The sequence below is a fragment of the Aeromonas sp. 600948 genome (assembly GCF_049174875.1).
Taxonomy (GTDB): Bacteria; Pseudomonadota; Gammaproteobacteria; order Enterobacterales; family Aeromonadaceae; genus Aeromonas; species Aeromonas veronii_A.
In genome coordinates this window covers 24,798-43,085 of sequence record NZ_JAAKTY010000009.1, presented here as the reverse complement: position 1 = coordinate 43,085, position 18,288 = coordinate 24,798, and the positions used below count along the sequence as shown (strand labels likewise).

At 57.4% G+C, this 18,288-nt stretch carries 20 protein-coding genes, 1 tRNA gene and 1 riboswitch; of the genes, 6 read left to right on the top strand and 15 right to left on the bottom strand.

The annotated features are described in order from the left end of the window. Window positions 1-16: 16 nt before the first annotated feature. The 3 genes from G5182_RS09730 (at window position 17) to G5182_RS09720 (ending at window position 3,636) form a co-directional block, all read left to right on the top strand. Entirely contained in the window at window positions 17-196 is a 180-nt protein-coding gene (locus G5182_RS09730) for a hypothetical protein (protein ID WP_227342582.1), read from the top strand. Window positions 197-352: 156 nt separating this feature from the next. Beyond that, window positions 353-2,902, top strand: a complete 2,550-nt coding sequence (gene mprF / locus G5182_RS09725; protein WP_227342580.1) for a bifunctional lysylphosphatidylglycerol flippase/synthetase MprF — start codon at window positions 353-355, stop codon at window positions 2,900-2,902. 11 nt (window positions 2,903-2,913) lie between these two features. Continuing rightward, the gene (locus G5182_RS09720) at window positions 2,914-3,636 is read left to right on the top strand and encodes a virulence factor (RefSeq protein ID WP_216953396.1); all 723 of its coding nucleotides are present in this window, start codon (window positions 2,914-2,916) and stop codon (window positions 3,634-3,636) included. Window positions 3,637-3,930: 294 nt separating this feature from the next. Here G5182_RS09720 and G5182_RS09715 read toward each other — a convergent pair. Beyond that, window positions 3,931-4,018 (bottom strand) — tRNA-Ser (locus G5182_RS09715). A 134-nt stretch (window positions 4,019-4,152) separates the two neighbouring features. After that, the gene (locus G5182_RS09710) at window positions 4,153-4,608 is read right to left on the bottom strand and encodes a YbjN domain-containing protein (RefSeq protein ID WP_005337119.1); all 456 of its coding nucleotides are present in this window, start codon (window positions 4,606-4,608) and stop codon (window positions 4,153-4,155) included. Window positions 4,609-4,766: 158 nt separating this feature from the next. On the opposite strand from G5182_RS09710, the gene G5182_RS09705 reads away from it, so the two are divergent. Continuing rightward, a complete protein-coding gene (locus tag G5182_RS09705) occupies window positions 4,767-6,104 on the top strand; it encodes a flavohemoglobin expression-modulating QEGLA motif protein (protein ID WP_216953395.1) in 1,338 nt (445 codons plus the stop codon). A gap of 78 nt (window positions 6,105-6,182) precedes the next feature. Here the strand turns inward: G5182_RS09705 and G5182_RS09700 are convergent, their stop codons facing one another. Both G5182_RS09700 and G5182_RS09695 read right to left on the bottom strand, forming a co-directional pair. Next, window positions 6,183-6,764 carry a thymidine kinase gene (locus tag G5182_RS09700; protein WP_005351181.1) on the bottom strand — a complete coding sequence of 194 codons (582 nt, stop codon included), beginning with the start codon at window positions 6,762-6,764 and terminating at the stop codon, window positions 6,183-6,185. A 91-nt stretch (window positions 6,765-6,855) separates the two neighbouring features. Further along, entirely contained in the window at window positions 6,856-8,436 is a 1,581-nt protein-coding gene (locus tag G5182_RS09695) for a Na+/H+ antiporter NhaC family protein (protein ID WP_005351177.1), read from the bottom strand. Between the two features lie 88 nt (window positions 8,437-8,524). Next, a riboswitch (Lysine riboswitch) is annotated at window positions 8,525-8,696 on the bottom strand. A 302-nt stretch (window positions 8,697-8,998) separates the two neighbouring features. Between G5182_RS09695 and G5182_RS09690 the strand changes: the two genes are divergently transcribed. Further along, complete coding sequence (locus tag G5182_RS09690; RefSeq protein WP_075115902.1) at window positions 8,999-9,403, top strand: H-NS family nucleoid-associated regulatory protein; 405 nt, start codon at window positions 8,999-9,001, stop codon at window positions 9,401-9,403. Window positions 9,404-9,472: 69 nt separating this feature from the next. On the opposite strand, the gene G5182_RS09685 is transcribed toward G5182_RS09690, so the two are convergent. The 5 genes from G5182_RS09685 to G5182_RS09665 all read right to left on the bottom strand — a co-directional run bounded on the left by G5182_RS09685 (window position 9,473) and on the right by G5182_RS09665 (window position 12,361). Next, window positions 9,473-10,048 carry a cob(I)yrinic acid a,c-diamide adenosyltransferase gene (locus tag G5182_RS09685; protein WP_100646101.1) on the bottom strand — a complete coding sequence of 192 codons (576 nt, stop codon included), beginning with the start codon at window positions 10,046-10,048 and terminating at the stop codon, window positions 9,473-9,475. Next, window positions 10,045-10,275, bottom strand: coding sequence for a DUF3820 family protein (locus G5182_RS09680; protein ID WP_005337126.1), 231 nt, complete (start codon window positions 10,273-10,275; stop codon window positions 10,045-10,047). Before G5182_RS09680 ends, G5182_RS09685 begins: the two co-directional genes overlap by 4 nt. A 1-nt stretch (window position 10,276) precedes the next feature. Next, window positions 10,277-10,948, bottom strand: a complete 672-nt coding sequence (gene queE, locus G5182_RS09675; RefSeq protein WP_227342578.1) for a 7-carboxy-7-deazaguanine synthase QueE — start codon at window positions 10,946-10,948, stop codon at window positions 10,277-10,279. A 61-nt stretch (window positions 10,949-11,009) separates the two neighbouring features. Further along, window positions 11,010-11,717, bottom strand: a complete 708-nt coding sequence (gene queC, locus G5182_RS09670) for a 7-cyano-7-deazaguanine synthase QueC (RefSeq protein WP_201990205.1) — start codon at window positions 11,715-11,717, stop codon at window positions 11,010-11,012. Window positions 11,718-11,737: 20 nt separating this feature from the next. Then, window positions 11,738-12,361 carry a tRNA-uridine aminocarboxypropyltransferase gene (locus G5182_RS09665; protein WP_201990207.1) on the bottom strand — a complete coding sequence of 208 codons (624 nt, stop codon included), beginning with the start codon at window positions 12,359-12,361 and terminating at the stop codon, window positions 11,738-11,740. Here G5182_RS09665 and rrtA point away from each other — a divergent pair. Then, window positions 12,360-12,953, top strand: a complete 594-nt coding sequence (gene rrtA, locus G5182_RS09660) for a rhombosortase (RefSeq protein ID WP_179214420.1) — start codon at window positions 12,360-12,362, stop codon at window positions 12,951-12,953. The genes G5182_RS09665 and rrtA overlap by 2 nt on opposite strands. Here rrtA and pyrF read toward each other — a convergent pair. The 6 genes from pyrF to cmk form a co-directional block, all read right to left on the bottom strand. Continuing rightward, window positions 12,928-13,629, bottom strand: coding sequence for an orotidine-5'-phosphate decarboxylase (pyrF, locus tag G5182_RS09655; protein ID WP_227342577.1), 702 nt, complete (start codon window positions 13,627-13,629; stop codon window positions 12,928-12,930). The genes rrtA and pyrF overlap by 26 nt on opposite strands. 18 nt (window positions 13,630-13,647) lie before the next feature. Further along, window positions 13,648-14,814 carry a lipopolysaccharide assembly protein LapB gene (lapB, locus tag G5182_RS09650; protein ID WP_227342575.1) on the bottom strand — a complete coding sequence of 389 codons (1,167 nt, stop codon included), beginning with the start codon at window positions 14,812-14,814 and terminating at the stop codon, window positions 13,648-13,650. Between the two features lie 9 nt (window positions 14,815-14,823). After that, entirely contained in the window at window positions 14,824-15,108 is a 285-nt protein-coding gene (locus tag G5182_RS09645) for a LapA family protein (RefSeq protein ID WP_005337143.1), read from the bottom strand. Between the two features lie 158 nt (window positions 15,109-15,266). Next, window positions 15,267-15,551 (bottom strand): integration host factor subunit beta, encoded by a 285-nt coding sequence (ihfB, locus tag G5182_RS09640; RefSeq protein WP_005299934.1) that lies wholly within the window; start codon window positions 15,549-15,551, stop codon window positions 15,267-15,269. Window positions 15,552-15,643: 92 nt separating this feature from the next. Further along, a complete protein-coding gene (gene rpsA, locus G5182_RS09635) occupies window positions 15,644-17,314 on the bottom strand; it encodes a 30S ribosomal protein S1 (RefSeq protein WP_005337148.1) in 1,671 nt (556 codons plus the stop codon). Window positions 17,315-17,408: 94 nt separating this feature from the next. After that, window positions 17,409-18,101: a (d)CMP kinase gene (gene cmk / locus G5182_RS09630; RefSeq protein WP_019444698.1), complete on the bottom strand. Its 693-nt coding sequence runs from the start codon at window positions 18,099-18,101 to the stop codon at window positions 17,409-17,411. Window positions 18,102-18,288: the final 187 nt, after the last annotated feature.

The following is an 18,288-nucleotide window of genomic DNA, read 5'->3' as shown; positions in this document are numbered from 1 at the left end:
AATAAGGAAATTGAACATGAAAAAGATCATTCCTCTGACCCTGGCAGCCGTCTTCGCCCTCACTTCCGGTTTCACCATGGCGGCCACCCCGACCAAGACAGCCACACCGCAGGCGACCCAGACCAAGGTGGTGAAAAAACACCATAAAACCACTCACGCCAAGACTCCTGCCGTCAAAGTCGCGCCGAAAACCTAGTGATCCAACCGGTCACTGGATATCACAGAGGGAGGCTGACGCCTCCCTTTCCATCTCTTCCCGAAATTTTCCTGACGAGCGCCTCCCTCGTCCAAACCGGATCCACGACCCGGCTCCCCCTTTGCGGGAAACGGTCAATGACCACAGGAACATGGCATGTGGCGTCATCTGCTTAAATGGCTCGGCCCCTTGTGCAGCTTGCTGCTGCTCGGCACCGCACTGACCGTGCTGTATCACCTGACTCAGGCATGGCACTGGCACGATATTCGTGTGGCCATCTGGTCCCAACCCCTGCCGCGACTGGCGGGCGCCCTGCTGCTGACCCTGCTCAGTTATGGTTGCCTCTGCAGCTATGACATGCTGGCGCTCCATGCGCTGGGCAAGCGCCTTCCCTGGCAACAGGTCAGCATTACCTCCTTTATCGCCTACACCTTCTCCAACACCCTGGGATTTGCCCTGCTGACCGGCACCTCGGTACGCTATCGCCTTTACTCCGCACTGGGGCTCGCCACCGGGGAAGTGGCACGCGTGGTGCTGTTCTGCTCCATCACCTTCTTCCTCGGCCTGCTAGCGTGGGGAGGTGGCGCCCTACTGACCTGCGATGCATCACAGTTGCTGCCTGACTGGCCGCAATGGGCAGATACCTTGCTCAATCTGGCTGGCGCTATGGCGCTGCTGTTGGTGGCCTGCTACCTCTGCTGGCCCGCCCCACATCTCTCTTTGCGGAAACACACCCTGACCCTGCCGGGCTTTCGGATACGTCTGTTGCAACTGCTAGTCGCGCTGGCCGACTGGATGGCCGCCGCCGCCGTGCTGTTTGTGCTGTTGCCTGCAGATAGCGTCCCCTACCCTGTGCTGCTCAGTGCCTTCGTGCTGGCCAGCTTCCTCGGGGTACTGGCCCACGTGCCGGGCGGGATCGGCGTGTTCGAAGCAAGTATGAGCCTGCTGCTGGCCCACTACCTGCCGGCCGACAAGCTGCTCGCCTCGCTGCTACTCTACCGCTGCATCTATTATCTGCTTCCCTTTCTCTGTGCCCTGCTGCTCTTTGCGAGTCAGGAGATGCTGCAACAAAAAGCGCGCTGGCAGCGGCTACAGGGGCTGATGAGCGCGGTGCGCGAATTTCTGCCTGCCCTTATCAGCATGGGCACCTTTGCCGCCGGCAGCCTGCTGCTCTGCTCGGGCATGATCCCGACCATGCGCAGCCACATCGAAGTGTGGTTGCAGGTGCTGCCGCTCCATCTGCTGGAGCTCTCCCACGTGCTCGGCAGCGTGAGCGGTATCCTCCTGATCCTGCTGGCGCGCAGCCTCTACCGCCGTCACGACGCCGCGTTTCGCATCACCCAGCTGCTGCTGGCACTGGGTGTCGCCTTCTCCCTGCTCAAGGGCGGAGACTGGGAGTCAGCCCTGCTGCTCGGCAGCTTCCTGCTCATCATGACTCCCTGCAGCGCCCTCTTCTATCGCAAGGGATCGCTGCTCTATCCCCAGTACACCCCGGGCTGGCTCATCTCGGTCGGCGCCGTGCTGCTGGGAGCACTGTGGCTGCTGCTCTTCTCCTATCGTCAGGTGGAGTATGACCACGCCCTCTGGTTCCACTTCTCGCCCCACGGCGGGGCTGCCCGCGGCCTGCGCGCCATGGGGAGCGTGGTGGCAGTGCTGGCCGTGGCCGGGGCTGCCCAGCTGCTTGCGCCGCTGCGCGTGGTCGGTGAAAAACCGGACAAGGAGACGCTGGCGCGCGCTCACGAGCTGGTGGTTCGCGAAGGGGGGATCCACGGTTATCTGGCCCAGCTGCAGGACAAGTCCCTGCTATTCCACCCCGCCGGCGACGCCTTCCTGATGTATGGCATCGAGGGCAACAGCTGGATTGTGATGGGGGATCCCGTCGGTCGCCCCGAGCAGATCGAAGAGCTGCTCTGGCAATTTCGCGAGCGATGCGACGAGCACGACGCCAATCCGGTCTTTTATCAGGTCTCGGCCCGCTATCTTCCGCTCTATCTGGAGCTGGGGCTGATCCCCTTCAAGCTCGGTGAAGAGGCGATGGTCGATCTGGCCACCTTCGATCTGGCTGGCAGCCGGCTGCGCAACCTGCGCCAGAGCCACGCCAAGGGCAAACGGGAAGGGTTGACCTTCGAGGTGGTCGAGGCAAGCGCCGTGGCCCCCCTGCTGCCTAGGTTGCAGACCGTCTCCGATACTTGGCTGCAGAGCAAAATGGGCAAGGAGAAGGGTTTCTCGGTCGGCCGTTTCGAGCCTGACTACCTGACCTTGAGCCCGGCTGCGCTGGTGTGGCACGAGGGGCAGATCGTCGGCTTTGCCAACCTCTGGGTGAGCGATAACAAGGAGATGCTCTCCATCGATCTGATGCGCTACAGCCTGGATACCGGCACCGCCCCCATCATGGATTTTCTCTTTGTCGAACTGCTGCTGTGGGGCAAGGCGCAAGGGTACGCCAGCTTCAATCTGGGGATGGCCCCCATGTCCGGCTTCAACGATCACCCGCTCAACAGCTACTGGGCCCGCCTTGGCAATACCCTGTTTGTGCGTGGCAGCCGTTTTTACAACTTTCAGGGGCTCAGACGCTACAAGGAGAAATTTTCGCCCCGCTGGGAACCCCGCTACCTGCTCTGCAGCAGCAAGCTGGTACTGCCCAGAACCCTGACTCACCTGATCACCCTGATTAGCCGCGGCCCGCTAGGGCTGATCAAGAAATAGGAGGATGGCCAATGAGAGCCCTGATATTGCTGTTACTCAGTCTCGTACTGCCCGTTTCATCTTTTGCGGCGCACGCCGCCCCGGTCAAGGATGACCTGAGCCTGATTGAGCTGCCGGTCAAGCAGTCATCCGACACCCCCATGGTGATCTTTCTCAGCGGCGATGGTGGCTGGGCGGCCCTCGACAAGGGGCTGAGCGCCCAGTTTCAGCTGAACGGCATGCCGGTCGTGGGCTGGAGCTCCCTCACCTACTACTGGAAGAAGAAAACCCCGGAGCAGGTGACCGCCGATCTGGAGCGGATCCTCAATGATTACCAGACTCGCTGGCAGCGCCCTCACTGGCTGCTGGTAGGCTTCTCGTTTGGTGCCGAGATTGTCCCCTTCGTCATCAACCGGTTGCCGGAGCACTATCGTCAGGGGCTGGTCGGGGCCGTGATGCTCTCCCCCTCCACCAGCTCGGACTTCGAGATCCACGTCAGCGATATGCTGACCCACAAGGTGCGCAGCTACCCGACCGAACCGCAGGTGAAAACCATCCGCGACCTGCCGATGCTCTGCCTGCAAGGAACCGATGACGATAACGGCGACCGCCTCTGCCCCCGTCTCAACCAACCCAACGTCACCACCGTCACCCTGCCGGGAGGACACCATTTTGACGATAACTACCCCCAGCTCTATCAGGCCATCACCAAGCATCTGAACCTGCCCCCGGATCCGCTGACTGTGGAGCATTAACCCGTATCACCACGGAATGCCTTTCAAGTACCGAGCAGGGCAAATCAGCGAGCAATGAAAAGGGCCTCTCTTGCGAGAGGCCCTTTTACTGAATTGGGCGGAAACTTTAAAAGGATCGACCAATGGGTTGGCCGTGGCGTCAAAGTCACCGAGGCTTTTCACTACGATTGCCCAAGAGGTTCAGCCAGATGCTGGGCTATCAACAATGAGGATTTGCATTCCTATGCCAGCAACCACGCGGGGATTGCGCCAGAAAGCAAAAAGCCCTGATGTTTCCATCAGGGCTTTGCAATGTGGCGGTGAGGGAGGGATTCGAACCCTCGATACGTTGCCGTATACACACTTTCCAGGCGTGCTCCTTCAGCCACTCGGACACCTCACCAAATTTTGGTCTGTGGTTTAACGTGTTCAGCCAACACGGTGTTCGCTGCGCTGTTGCGCTGGAACGGGGCGTAATTTAGGGGAAAGCCCCGCCCGCGTCAACGGCTTTTTTCACCTGGCGAACCGTTCGAACACTTAATGCACAGATTCCGGTGCAACCTGGATTTCCGGCAGGTTGAGGAAGCCGGAACGTTCGCATTCGGCAACCAGTTCGTGGGTGGCAGCGATGGTGCTTTGCACGAACAGCAGGAACTGCTCGACGCTGAGTCCGGCCTTGGTAAAGACGGTGTGCCCGACCACCAGCCGCGGCAGGTTGTCATCGATGATATCGAGGAACACCTTGAGGGAGGGGTACTGCATATTGAGTCGGCCCAGTTCGGCAACCAGCGGCAGCATTGCGGAGGGGCGCACTTCCAGCTCGGAGGAGAACAGCAGGCCTTCCTCTTCCACGAAGATCCGGCTCTCCTGAATACCATCGACCGACTGCAAAGAGACAATGTGGATACCGTGACACTGGTCGCAGACATAGTGCTCGATACGAGCCTGTTGCAACCAACGCATTATCATTTCGGAGCTGGGGATATTCATCATTTCCACGACAAGATTGGGATCAAGGGGCGCAGTCTAAACCAATTTGCTATCAACAAAAAGCACGCCAACCCAATAACCCTGCGGCTCGCTTCTTTTTGGCAAGAGCTATGCATATACTCAGCCAAATCCACGACGACGCTTGCCCCACAGGGGGCCCCATGACTATCCAAGAAAAGTATCGCCTTCATCTGAAATCACTCTCGGATGAGCTGCTCACCCTGCAAAAACCCATCCGCATTCTGGATGCCATCAAATGGCCACGCCATCTGCAGGATCGCTTTCTGGCAAGCGGTGGCAGGGAGCTGCCCGCTATCGACAGGCACTTCTATGATGCCCTCCCCCTCGGCTTCGATCCGCGCAACAAGTATCTGGAACTCAAGGAGCTGCGGGACAGGATCCGCAGAAAACTGGGGCCACAGGACGATCTTGGCCGGATCCTGCAAGAGACGGTCGATCAGTACATGGTGGTGATCGAGATGCTGCGCCAGCGCGGCCAACCCGATTTTCAGCGTTACAGCCAGCTGCTTTATGGCTCTGCCAGCGATCACCTGCGCGGGGATCGCAAGACTCTCAAGGAGCTGGGCGCCCGCCTGTGCGATATCTTCTCCCTGCCCGGCGCCCGCCATCTGGTGCGCCCCTACCCCAAGGAGTTCGAAGGAGAGGCCGCGGTCGCCAAACTGCAGGGCAAGCTGTCGAGCTACTTCAGTGACGGCACTGTGCAGGTGAAGCTGAGCGATGGGATTGTCTCCGATGCCGCTGCCGGTGGCGACTACATCAAGCTCAACTCCCACGCCCGTTTCTCCGAGCTGGACTTGCAGGTGCTGGAGGTGCACGAGGGGTGGGTCCATGTCGGCACCACCCTCAACGGTCGCCAGCAGCCCTATGCCACTTGGCTGAGCGCCGGTTCACCGCGGATCACCGCCTGTCAGGAGGGGCTGGCTGTCCTGATAGAGACCCTCACCTTCAGCTCCTTTCCGGATCGGGCCAAGCGCATCTCCGATCGGGTGATGGCCATCGACATGGCCGAGCGCGGCGCCGATTTTATCGAGGTGTTTAAGCACTTCGTACAGCAGGGCACCAGCGAGCACGACGCCTACAAGATCACCCAGCGGGTCTTTCGTGGCGGCATGGTGGGCGGCGGCGCCTGTTTTACCAAGGATCTCTCCTACGTGCGTGGCTATGTGGAGACGGTCAACTTTATCCGCAGCGCCGTGCTGGAAGGGGTGCCCGAGATCCTGCCAATGCTGTTTGTCGGCAAGGTGACGCTTGATGATATTCCGGTACTCTATCAACACTATCTGGAGGGGCTGATCGCCGCCCCCCGCTATTTGCCGCCGATGTTTCGCGATCTCACCGGCCTCTATGTCTGGTTCGGTTTTGCCTCCGGCATGTCGCTGGTGGATATCGGCCGGGTACAGCACCATTTTCGCCAGCTATTTCAACGCCTGCCGGTGGCCGACCCCATCATTGCGCCGGTGGATATCGAGATCGACTGAACCGCAGAGAAGCAAGCAGGAAAATAAAAAGGGCGCCAGATTGGCGCCCTGCTCGACGATTCAAATATCGCAGCCGACTTACTTGTAGGCCCGACCTTCGAGATAGTGTTTGCGACAAAGCGATACATAGCGATCGTTGCCGCCGATCTCCACCTGTTCGCCATCACGCATCACCTGCCCCGCTTCGTTGACCCGGGAGTTCATGTGAGCCTTGTTGCCACACCAGCAGATGCTCTTCAGCTCTTCAAACTTGTCGGCCAGACAGAGCAGATGGTAGGAACCGGGGAACAGCTCACCGCGAAAATCGGTCTTGAGGCCATAGGCCATCACCGGAATATCCTGCTCATCGACGATGCGGGCCAGCTGGTAGACCTGCTCACGGGTCAGGAACTGGGCCTCGTCCACGATGAAAACATCGATATGTTTCTTCGCATGGCGCGCTTTCACCATTTCAAACAGATCACAGCTGTCGCTGAACACGTCCACCTTCAGTTCAAGGCCAACCCGGGCACTGATCACCCCGACCCCGAAACGGTCATCGATGGCTGGCGTCATCGCCAGAGGATGCATGCCCCGCTCCAGATAGTTGAAGTGCGCCTGAATGAGCTGGGTGGATTTGCCTGAATTCATGGTGGCAAATTTGTAGTGCAGTGAAGCCATGATACTGTTCCGAAACTGAATTTATGGGGCGCATGCTAACCAAAGCCCCTGACAAAACCAAGGGGCCCGCGGGCCCCTTGCTCTATAAATGTTACGCGGTGGCCAGCACTGGCCGCGCTTTGGCCTTTTTCAGGTGATAGCCGGTAAAGAGCACGAACCAGAGGGCACTGACACTGAAACCGGCCAGGCTGGAGTGCATCAAGCCCATCGCCAGGTAACCGATGGCCGCGCCGAAGGCGATGGCCAGTGCATAGGGCAGCTGGGTCATCACGTGATCGATGTGATGGCAACCGGCACCGGTGGCAGAGAGGATGCTGGTGCTGGAGATGGGTGAGCTGTGATCCCCGAACACCGAGCCAGCCAGTACCGCAGCCAGCATCGGCAGCATCAGGCTGATGTCGCTGGCGGCGGCCATGTCACCGGCCAGCGGCAGCATGATGCCGAAGGTACCCCAGCTGGTACCGGTAGCAAACGCCATGGCACAGGAGAGGATAAAGACCACGGCAGGCAGCACTTCGATCGGCAGGTTGCCGTTAGCCAGCGAAGCCAGGTACTTGCCGGTCTCCACGTCGCGCACCACGGCACCTATGGTCCAGGCAAACAGCAGGATGTTGATGGCTGGCAGCATGGCCATGACGCCTTGCGGCGCGGCCTTGATCCAGTTCTTGGCTCCCAGCTTCAGGCGCATCGCCAGACCGATGGAGACCACCAGACTGCACAGGGCACCGTAGACCAGCGAAGAGCCGACGTTGGTATTTTCGAACGAGCCGAGCACGCTGAATGGCAGCCCTTTCTCGCTCAGCACCGCAGCACCGGAATCAATCATGAAATAGATGGTGGCGGCGGTCAGAGTCAGGATCGGCAGTACCATGTCGATCATGCCGCCGTTGCTCTCCTCCGGGCTCTCCATATCCAGACCGATGGGGCGGCCCTTGGACTCATCCCACAGCTTGCCTTCCAGCGCCCACGCTTCGTGTTGACGCATCGGGCCGATATCCAGCTGACAGGCGATCACCACCAGCACCATGATCAGGGTGAAGACGGCGTAGAGGTTCATCGGGATCATCTCGACAAACGCAGCGATGGGGCTCTGCTCGGTCAGACCGTGGGCCGCCATGATGCCGCCAACCAGGGCGATGATATAAGCCCCCCAGGAGGAGATGGGCATCAGCACGCAGACCGGCGCCGCGGTGGAGTCCAGCAGATAGGCCAATTTGGCACGGGAGATCTGGAAGCGGTCGGTGACCGGACGGCAGATGGCACCCACCGACAGGCTGTGGAAGAAGTCATCAATAAAGAAGGCAAACACCATCATCCCAGTCAGGGCTTTGGCGCCCTTGCGGGTCTTGGCACGACGCTCGGCCCACTCGGCAAAGGCACGGGTCGCCCCGGAGACGCTCATCAGGCTGATGAGGCCACCCAGCAGCAGCATAAACAGGATCATGTTGACATTGTCACGATTGAGCGCGCCATCGACCCAGAAGATCTTGAGCACGGTATTCAACATGTAATGCAGGGATTCGAGGGGTGAAAACTGATTGAGCAGCAAACTGCCGGTGACGATGCCCACACCAAGGGACAGCAGCACGCGGCGGGTCATGATCGCCAGCGCGACAGCCAACAGGGGGGGAAGAACGGACCAACCGGAGTCGGCGAAATGACTAATGTCCATGATCTCTTTGCACCTAAAGATTACAGGTGGAGATCTACCGAGAGGATCTAAAGAAACAAAACCTATGGGGAGGTCATACTCCTCAGCCCCTTCAGGTAGCGCTCCATAGTGGATGACTATGGCAGTCCTGCACCTATTAGATGCAGAACCAGCAGCCCGGTATGATGGCCTGGCCACTTCGGCGCTGACTCCTTTCCTTGTGCATCACAGGCATCACCCTCCGCACAAATACTCATAGGCAGCGCGCCTCTACTTAAAGGTATTCGCCGCACATTTTATCGAGATGGCAGCTTATAGCAAGTTTTTTGATTAAATAGTCACGATAAACATATCAAGGTCGAAAAATGGTAGTCAAATGATGCAACAACGCCAGCTTTGGCGCTATTTTCACCTACTACGGCTTCATTGGCATCCAATCACCAAGCCTATTGCTGGCCATATTAAATATCTATATTGATGTTCCCCACGGATATTATATTTAACCCGGCTTGACTTATTTAAATCACCAAGCAAGAATCAGCTGGAACATAATATTTTTCTCTGACTCGACGTGGTAACTCCTATGAATGAATTTTTAAAGGTACTGCTTAATATCCGCAGTCTGCGTGCGACCTGCCGCGAGCTTTCTCTGGAACAACTGGAAGAGGCACTGGAAAAACTCTCTACTATCGTTGCTGAACGTCAGCAGGATGAAGCTGCCGAGCGTCAGGCCCGTGAAGAGCATCTGCGGAAAATTAACGAATATAGCGAAATGCTGAAAGCCGCCGGTATTGACCCGGCAGAATTGGTAAGCGCTGTCGCTACCAACCCCGGCAAATCAGAAAAAGCCAAGCGGGCGCCACGTCCTGCCAAATATCGCTATCAGGATAATGGCGTAGAGAAAACCTGGACCGGCCAGGGCCGTATGCCTTCAGTCATTGCCAGCGCAGTGGCAGCAGGCAAATCACTGGAAGATTTTGCTATCTGACAGCGCTTGCGTTGCTAATAAAAAACCTCGCCAAGGCGAGGTTTTTTATTGCCGCTTAAACGTGAAATATCAGATAGCCGATTGCGGACGATCTGCTGCCTTGACCCACAGCACTTCACGATCCCCTGCCACGCAGATGAGATAGCGGGCAACGGTAAAGAACCAGTCACTCATCCGGTTCAGATAGGGCAGCACCTCGGGATTGACCCGCTCTTCCCGGCTCAAGGTCAGCAGCAAGCGCTCGCAATGACGCACCAGAGTACGCACCACATGCGCTTGCGCCGCGGCACGGGAACCACCCGGCAATATAAATTGGCGCAGCGGTGGCAATGGCTCGCTATAACGATCTATCTGCTGTTCAAGGCGAGTGGTCCAGGCAGCATTAACTTGCCAAATTGATTCATTCTGGGCGTCGCTGGAGAATGCCAACTCGCCCCCCAGATCAAACAACTCCTGTTGCAACAGCTGTAAATCAGCCAATAAGCCGACCTCTTGCGATGGCACGTCACAAATCAGCAAGCCAATATGGGAGTTGAGCTCATCGATATAACCGTAGGTCTCGACCCGCAAATGATCCTTGGGCAATGGGATACCATCGGCCAGCCGGGTCATGCCCTTGTCGCCCTGCCTCGTATATATTCTCATACCGACATCCTGTTAATAATGGGAATAATCATGGACTCGAGTCCATTGAGTTTGATTTCGTAAGCCAACGCCAGCGTCTGGCCCAATTTACCCGCCGGAAAACCGCTGCGCGCCATCCACACCAGATAGGGCTCGGGAATATCGATGATACGCCGCCCCTGATATTTACCGTAAGGCATCTTGTTAGTCAGAGTCAGCAGTACCTGTTCGTCGGATAGCCAATCCATATTAATCAATATCCAGATATTTATGAGTCTGGATTGAGAGTCGCCAGTTACGCGCGATACAGGTATCCATCGCCAATTGGGTGGCCCGTGGTTTCTGGCTGATCGGCTGCAAGGCAATGACCACGTCCGGGCGCAGAGTTGCGGTCGCCAGCAGCACATCCAGCTCTTCAATATGGTGCTCGGTGGCCACCGGATGCTTGATCTCGTTGGCCCGCTCCAGCGCCGAGACCAGCACAGGCAGCCCCCCTTTCATACCGATCTTGGGGGAGACTGTTACCCAGGTCTGCTCATGAGTCTTGATCTCGCTGGTGCCACTGGTTTCAATTTGCACCTGATAACCCGCCGCCAGTAATGCTGACGAGAGTTCGTGCAGATCGTAGAGGCAGGGCTCGCCACCGGTGATCACCACATGGCGCGCCTGATAACCCAGATCGCCAAAGCTCTTGATAATCTGCGCTGTGCTGAGTTGGCTCCAGCAATCGGATTCGTTGGAACGATCCAGCACCGCCTCCTTGCCCACTTCACGAGCCGGATCAACAACCCAGGTATGACGGGTATCGCACCAGGGGCAGCCCACCGGGCAACCCTGCAGGCGAACAAAGATGGCGGGCAGGCCGGTAAAGATGCCCTCCCCCTGGATGGTCTGGAAAATCTCGTTGATTGGGTAGTGCATCTCGATCACAGCTTGTTGCAAAAGTCGCGGATTATACCCCAAGCCACGGCAAGACGCAGGCTCACTCTGCGCTTTTCTCGCCCAGCCCGGTTTTCTCAAATAGTCTGGCCATGATGCCCGCCTTATCGGCCAGATAGTTGTTCAGGCCGCGACGGCGCAGTTCACACGCAGGACACGTGCCGCAGCCGTCACCGGCAATGCCGTTGTAGCAGGTCAGGGTCTGCTGGCGCACCGTGTCGAGGTGACCATAGTGATCCGCCAGTGCCCAGGTCTCGGCCTTGTCGAGCCACATCAAGGGAGTTTCAAAACGGATACCGCGATCCAACCCCAGCGACACCGCCTGATTGAGGGCCTTGACGAACGCGTCACGGCAATCGGGATAGCCGGAGAAGTCAGTCTCGCAGACACCAGTGATCACCGCTTCGGCGCCTACCTGATAGGCATAGATGGAGGCCAGGGTCAGGAACAGGATATTGCGGCCCGGCACGAAGGTGTTGGGCAGCCCGTTATCCTGCAGCTCGCAGCTGACAGGAATGTCGTCACGGGTCAGGGCAGAGACCGCCAGCTCATTGAGCAGCGTCACATCCATCACCTTGTGGGCGGCAATCCCCAGTGCACTGCCCAGACGGCGCGCGGTGTCGATCTCTTCCCGATGGCGCTGGCCATAGTCGAAGGTGATGGCGTGCACTTCATCATACCGGGCCAATGCCTGCACCAGACAAGTAGTGCTGTCCTGACCGCCGCTGAAAACCACGACTGCTTTTTTCATCTTGATAACTCCTTGAATTGTCACGCGCGGCGGCCTTCGGCAAAGTCCTGCCACTGGGTATTCAACCGATTGAACAGGGTCAGCAAGGGCGCATAGCGCTCCGGCCTTCCCTCCCACCGGGACAAGAGGTGATAGCCCGCCTCTATGGTAGAGAGGGCATCGGGAAAGGGTTTCTTGCGAATGGCATATTGACCGGCAATGGCACCAATGCCGATGCGGGGCAAGCGGGCCAGTGCCGGGTTGCTCTGCAACATGCGATAGGCTTTGCGCCAGGTGCCGTCAAGCAAGATAAAGGCGACGGATACGGAGCCAGAGGATTCACTCTCCCACTGTTGGCGAAGATCGGTCAGCGAAATGGCATCCTCATCCGGCCAGAGTAGATAGCAGCGACGGGAAAGATCTGCGAGTAACCCATTGAGCCACTCATCGCAGGAAAAGTCCTCCCCCACATGGATCTCGCACTGTTGCAAAGAGGCCGCCAGCAGTGCCGCGGTCCCCTTGGGATGTGCCACCTCGTTGGGGTGCTGCAAGATGTAGAGGGGCGTGTGATTGTCAACCGGCACAATATAATCGCACAGGCAGGCTTTGAGGGCTCGGGTGCAACGTGTACAGTATCGACTGTTCTTGTCGTTGGACTGTTTCATGTTGTCAGACAAATCTGGATTGCTCTGGGTTATCACGCTCTCTCTCACCAGCTTGCTACTCTTCTTTACCGTTCCCAATCTTCAGCTCTCCTTCGATCGGCCCTTGATCGCCGGGGGCGAAGGGTGGCGGATCATAACAGGCAATCTGGCTCATACCAATCTGTGGCACCTGCTGCTCAATCTGGGCGGCCTCGCCATCCTCTATAGCCTGTTTCGCGACTATCTGGGTGGGGCTCGCCTGCCGCTGCTGATGTTGCTGCTCTGGTTGGCAGTGGGCTTGGGGATCTGGTGGTGGTGCCCGCAGACCCAATGGTACATGGGGCTATCCGGCTCGCTGCATGGCCTGTTTGTCTGGGGGGCAATGCAGGATATTCGCCACGGACGCCGCACATCGGGCTGGCTACTGTTGGCAGGGATGGGGCTCAAGCTGGCGATGGACTTCTACAACGCAGGAGAGACCCCGATATCCACCCTGATCAATGCCAGGGTACACATCGGCTCTCATCTTATCGGGGCCGGTGCAGGCCTGTTGCTCGGCCTGCACCGTGTATCACTGAGTGAGCCTGTTACGCACCAACCAGCTCGGCATTGATGCTGGCCAGCATGGCGGCCGGATCGGCAGCCTGCGTAATGGGGCGACCGATAACCAGATAATCGGACCCCGCCTCGACCGCGGATTTCGGTGTCATCACCCGGCGCTGATCCCCGGCTGCTGAACCGGTCGGGCGAATACCCGGGGTCACCAGCTTGAAATCGGCGCCCAACAAGGCTTTCAGCTCATGGGCCTCGTTGGCAGAGCAGACAACCCCATCCAAGCCGGATGCCTTGGTCAAGGTAGCCAGCCGGATCACCTGCTCGGCAGGGCTCACATCCAACCCGAGGGGGATCATGTCGGACTGCTCCATGCTGGTCAGCACGGTCACGCCGATAAGCAGGGGGGCCTTGTCGCCATAAGGCAGTAGCGCCTCTTTGGCGGCACGCATCATCCGCTCGCCACCACTGGCATGCACGTTGACCATCCAGACACCGAGCTCGGCACTGGCTGCCACGGCTTTGGCAACGGTATTGGGAATATCGTGAAATTTCAGATCCAGAAAGACATCGAATCCCTTGGCCACCAGCTGGCGTACAAACTGCGGGCCAAACAGGGTAAACATCTCCTTGCCTACCTTGAGACGGCACTGGGCCGGAGAGATACGTTCAACGAACGCTAAGGCATCTGCCTCGTGCTGATAATCCAGCGCTACCAGTACTTTGGGATCTTGCATCTCACATCCTATTGCTTGTTATTCACCGTCCAGACCACGGATCGGCTTGATGGAACCCCACTGGCGACAAGACGGGCACTGCCAGAACAACGAGTGAGTGGCAAAGCCGCACTGCCGACACTTGTGGGTTGACTTGATTTTGATCTGCTCGCCGACCAGCTGTTGCAACAGTTCGAGGCTCTCCTTGGCTGGCCCCTCTTCCGCACTGGCCAGCTGAAAACCCACCAGCTGGTAAAAACCTTTCATCGACGGATGACGACGCAGCTGACGCAGCACCAGCGAACGGGCCTGGCTCAGGCCATCACGCTCTTCAACCAGCTTGGCAAGGGCCAGGGTCACGCTGACGCCGGCGTGATCTTCCACTGCCTTCTCAAGCAGCGGGATCAACGCAGGCGTGCGCCCCAACTGCTGATAGCACTCGAGCAATTTGGGCATTGCCTCGGAGGCAAAATCGATATCCTGCTCGAACACCCGCAGCAGCTCCTTGCTGGCCTGCTCATACTCCCCCTCTGCTATGGCGAGCTCAGCGAGGCGCAAACTGGCCCGGGCACATGCCGGATTGATACTGAGCGCCCGTTTGAGCTTGGCCAGCCCCTCCCCTTTATTGCCCTCACGCAGCGCGATCTCGGCTTGTTCGCAATAGAAATGGGAGATGGGGTCGGCCAGCTTCTTGCCCTGGAATTTTTGCAGACGCACCGCCACATCGATGGCCTTATCCCAATCCCGCAACTGCTGATGGATGATCAACAGCTGTGCCAGCGCCGTCTCTTCATAGTCGCTGTCGTCACACAGCTCATTCCAGAGCGCTTCCGCTCGGTCCAACAGACCAGCAGCCAAAAAGTCGCGCGCAAGCTCCTGCAAGGCAAGCTGTCGCTGCTCCCGGGTCAGCTGGCGGGTTACCAGGTTCTGGTGGATCTTGATGGCACGATCGACCTCCCCACGCTGGCGAAACAGGTTGCCGAGGGAGAGGTGTGTTTCGATGGTTTCACTGTCCACCTCAAGCAGTTGGATAAAGAGATCCACCGCCTTGTCGGATTCATCGGACAGCAAATAGTTGAGGCCCGCCACATACTGGCGGGAAAACTGGTTACTCTGTTTTTGGGTGTCCTGGCGAACACTCCTGCGACCCATGTACCAGCCATAACCGGCGGCGATGGGCAACAGCAGGAAAAGCAGTTCAAGCATTGAGGAACATTATTCCTTACCCGGTGACCGGGCCAGCTCCAACTCGCGGGATTGACGACGCATGGTGCGGTTGAGGGTGCGGTTTTGCATTTTCAGGCGCAGGAACAGCAGGCCGAATACCAGCCAGCCCAGCAAAAAACCGCCAGCGAAGAAGAAGCCCAACAGCATGGCAAGCGAAAACTCACCCTGAGCGATCAGGTAATTGAACTGAACCAGCTGGCCATTTTGTGAGCCCAGCGCCAGGGTCAGAACAAACACCAGCACCAGCGGAATGAGGGCCAAAATACGCTTCATAAGAGCTCCCTGTCAGTATCTAATGAGAGGCTGATTATCCTTAAAATCGCAGGCAGACTCTAGAGTGAATGGGAAAAGAGTTTAAGAAACAAGACGATTGGCACAGGAATCGGTGCCAAAAAGAAAAAAGGCATACCCGAGGTATGCCGATTTCTGCATTATTCAATGATGTTGACGCGCTCGCGCAACTCTTTGCCTGGTTTGAAGTGCGGGACATATTTCCCGGTCAGTTCAACCTTGTCCCCAGTCTTGGGGTTGCGGCCCACACGGGGCGCACGATAGTGCAGTGAAAAACTGCCAAATCCGCGGATTTCAATCCGGTCGCCGTTTTGCAAGGTCGACGCCATCTGCTCAAGGATCTCCTTGATGGCGGCTTCGACATCCTTGGCCGGCATATGCATGCGGCTGGCTGCCAGTTGTTCGATGAGATCTGATTTGGTCATAACGTTAAATCTCCTTCCCCGATCACATGCAATATTCATTTTGCCAGGATAAAAAAGGGCGGCGCAATGCCGCCCTTTTCTTGCATCAAGGATTACTCACCCTTGGCGGCTTTGAACGCTTCCATCATAGCATTGCTGAACACAACTTCTTCTTGTTGGTTCAGGTTATCGATAGCAACACGCTCATCAGCCTCGTCCTTAGCACGGACAGACAGGCTTACGGTGCGGTTCTTACGATCAACGCCCATGAATTTAGCTTCAACTTCGTCACCAACAGACAGCACCAGAGTGGCGTCTTCTACACGGTCACGAGCAGCGTCGGAGGCACGCAGGTAGCCTTCTACGCCATCAGCCAGTTCGATAACGGCACCTTTGGCATCAACCTCGGTAACCTTACCCTTCACGATAGCACCTTTCTTGTTGTCAGCCAGGTACTTGTTGAACGGGTCTTCTTCGATCTGCTTGACACCCAGGGAGATGCGCTCACGCTCCGGATCCACTTGCAGAACAACGGCTTCGATCTCGTCGCCTTTCTTGAATTCACGCACGGCTTCTTCGCCCTGGTTGTTCCAGGAGATGTCAGACAGGTGAACCAGGCCGTCGATGCCGCCATCCAGACCGATGAAGATACCGAAGTCAGTGATGGACTTGATCTTGCCGGAAACACGGTCGCCTTTGGCGTGAGTTTCGGCAAACAGCTGCCACGGGTTGGATTTGCACTGCTTCAGACCCAGGGAGATACGACGACGCTCTTCGTCGATGTCCAGAACCATCACGTCAACCACGTCGCCAACGTTAACAACTTTGGACGGGTGGATGTTCTTGTTGGTCCAATCCATCTCGGATACGTGTACCAGGCCTTCAACGCCTTCTTCGATTTCAACGAAGCAGCCGTAGTCGGTCAGGTTGGTCACGCGGCCAGACAGACGGGTGGTCTCCGGGTAACGCTTGGCGATAGCAACCCAGGGATCTTCGCCCAGCTGCTTCAGACCCAGGGATACGCGGGTACGCTCGCGGTCGAACTTCAGAACCTTGACAGCGATCTCGTCGCCAACGTTGACGATTTCGGAAGGATGCTTAACGCGCTTCCACGCCATGTCGGTGATGTGCAGCAGGCCGTCAACACCGCCCAGATCTACGAATGCACCGTAGTCGGTCAGGTTCTTGACGATACCCTTAACTTCTTGACCTTCTTGCAGGTTAGCCAGCAGGCTTTCGCGCTCGGAGGTGTTCTCGGTCTCGATCACGGCACGACGGGAAACAACAACGTTGTTGCGCTTCTGGTCCAGCTTGATGACTTTGAACTCGAGTTCTTTGTTTTCCAGGTGAGCGGTGTCACGGATCGGACGCACGTCAACCAGAGAACCCGGCAGGAAGGCACGGATGCCGTTCAGTTCAACGGTGAAACCACCCTTGACCTTGCCGTTGATGATACCGATAACGGTAGCTTGCTCTTCGTAAGCCTTCTCAAGCTGCAGCCAGGCTTCGTGGCGCTTGGCTTTTTCGCGGGACAGCTTGGTTTCGCCGAAACCATCTTCGATAGAGTCCAGAGCCACGTCAACGGTGTCGCCGACGTTGATTTCCAGCTCGCCCATGGCGTTCTTGAATTCTTCAGCCGGGATAGCGGACTCGGATTTCAGACCGGCGTCAACCAGTACAAAACCGTTCTCGATAGCAACGACAGTACCCTTGACGATGGAACCTTGACGGGTTTCAACGGCGTTCAGGGACTCTTCAAAGAGTTGAGCAAAAGATTCGATCATTGTTTATGTCACAAATGAAACATCCACTTGCAATCCGGCACAAGCGGGGCTGTTTTAAATAATCTGCGCCATCCTTGGTGCAGACGACCGGATGTCAGCTTGCGCTGGCATCACCAAGTTGTTGCTCTGCATAGGCGAGTACTGTTGCCAGCACTTCATCTATGGTCATAGCGGTAGAGTCTACCACCAGAGCATCTTCTGCCGGTTTCAGGGGTGCAGTAGCGCGATTTCTGTCGCGATCGTCACGTTCCCGAATCTCGGTTAAAAGACGCTCAAAGTTAACATCAAAGCCCTTATCTTGCAACTGCTTATAGCGACGCTGGGCCCGTTCTTCGGCACTGGCGTCGAGGAAAATCTTCACCTCGGCCTCGGGGAAAACAACTGTGCCCATGTCACGACCGTCCGCAATCAGACCCGGGGCCTGACGAAATGCCCGCTGACGGCGCAGCAAGGCTTCGCGCACACGGGGGAAGGCGGCGATTTTACTGGCAGCATTACCCACTTCTTCGGTGCGGATGGTACGGGAGACATCTTCCCCTTCCAGGATCACCTTGACCAGATCGCCCTCAACCTGAAATTGCACATCCAGATTGGCGGCCAGCGGCACCAGTGAGGCTTCACTGTCCAGCTCTACATCGTGATGCAGGGCGGCCAGGGACAACACCCGATAGATGGCGCCCGAGTCCAGCAAGTGCCAACCCAGCTTCTCAGCAAGCAGCTGACACAAGGTGCCTTTACCTGCACCACTGGGGCCATCAATTGTCATTACGGGGGCCATCTGAGGCATAACTTCTCTCCTGCTCTGTGTTGCTCCCATCCCGAAGGGTGGGTTAATGGGCGCCGATTATACCCGAATGTGGTGAGCCTGGCAGTCATCAATCCGCACAAAGGGCCAAAACCCCGGCAGGCGACTGTGCTTGTATCTCATTTGGAGATTTCATTAAGCAATGCAGGGACTTGTTCTTATGGTCGTT

Excerpts from the sequence above, each read along its gene's own strand:
- lapB (WP_227342575.1), bottom strand. The coding sequence starts at position 14,814 with ATGCTTGAACTGCTTTTCCTGCTGTTGCCCATCGCCGCCGGTTATGGC.
- G5182_RS09710 (WP_005337119.1), bottom strand. The coding sequence starts at position 4,608 with ATGATGAATATCCCCAGCTCCGAAATGATAATGCGTTGGTTGCAACAG.
- ihfB (WP_005299934.1), bottom strand. The coding sequence starts at position 15,551 with ATGACCAAATCAGATCTCATCGAACAACTGGCAGCCAGCCGCATGCAT.
- rrtA (WP_179214420.1), top strand. The coding sequence starts at position 12,360 with ATGTTGTCAGACAAATCTGGATTGCTCTGGGTTATCACGCTCTCTCTC.
- G5182_RS09680 (WP_005337126.1), bottom strand. The coding sequence starts at position 10,275 with ATGGATTGGCTATCCGACGAACAGGTACTGCTGACTCTGACTAACAAG.
- G5182_RS09705 (WP_216953395.1), top strand. The coding sequence starts at position 4,767 with ATGACTATCCAAGAAAAGTATCGCCTTCATCTGAAATCACTCTCGGAT.
- G5182_RS09690 (WP_075115902.1), top strand. The coding sequence starts at position 8,999 with ATGAATGAATTTTTAAAGGTACTGCTTAATATCCGCAGTCTGCGTGCG.
- G5182_RS09695 (WP_005351177.1), bottom strand. The coding sequence starts at position 8,436 with ATGGACATTAGTCATTTCGCCGACTCCGGTTGGTCCGTTCTTCCCCCC.
- queC (WP_201990205.1), bottom strand. The coding sequence starts at position 11,717 with ATGAAAAAAGCAGTCGTGGTTTTCAGCGGCGGTCAGGACAGCACTACT.
- G5182_RS09730 (WP_227342582.1), top strand. The coding sequence starts at position 17 with ATGAAAAAGATCATTCCTCTGACCCTGGCAGCCGTCTTCGCCCTCACT.
- G5182_RS09720 (WP_216953396.1), top strand. The coding sequence starts at position 2,914 with ATGAGAGCCCTGATATTGCTGTTACTCAGTCTCGTACTGCCCGTTTCA.
- G5182_RS09645 (WP_005337143.1), bottom strand. The coding sequence starts at position 15,108 with ATGAAGCGTATTTTGGCCCTCATTCCGCTGGTGCTGGTGTTTGTTCTG.
- queE (WP_227342578.1), bottom strand. The coding sequence starts at position 10,948 with ATGCACTACCCAATCAACGAGATTTTCCAGACCATCCAGGGGGAGGGC.
- mprF (WP_227342580.1), top strand. The coding sequence starts at position 353 with ATGTGGCGTCATCTGCTTAAATGGCTCGGCCCCTTGTGCAGCTTGCTG.
- G5182_RS09685 (WP_100646101.1), bottom strand. The coding sequence starts at position 10,048 with ATGAGAATATATACGAGGCAGGGCGACAAGGGCATGACCCGGCTGGCC.
- G5182_RS09700 (WP_005351181.1), bottom strand. The coding sequence starts at position 6,764 with ATGGCTTCACTGCACTACAAATTTGCCACCATGAATTCAGGCAAATCC.
- G5182_RS09665 (WP_201990207.1), bottom strand. The coding sequence starts at position 12,361 with ATGAAACAGTCCAACGACAAGAACAGTCGATACTGTACACGTTGCACC.
- pyrF (WP_227342577.1), bottom strand. The coding sequence starts at position 13,629 with ATGCAAGATCCCAAAGTACTGGTAGCGCTGGATTATCAGCACGAGGCA.
- cmk (WP_019444698.1), bottom strand. The coding sequence starts at position 18,101 with ATGCCTCAGATGGCCCCCGTAATGACAATTGATGGCCCCAGTGGTGCA.
- rpsA (WP_005337148.1), bottom strand. The coding sequence starts at position 17,314 with ATGATCGAATCTTTTGCTCAACTCTTTGAAGAGTCCCTGAACGCCGTT.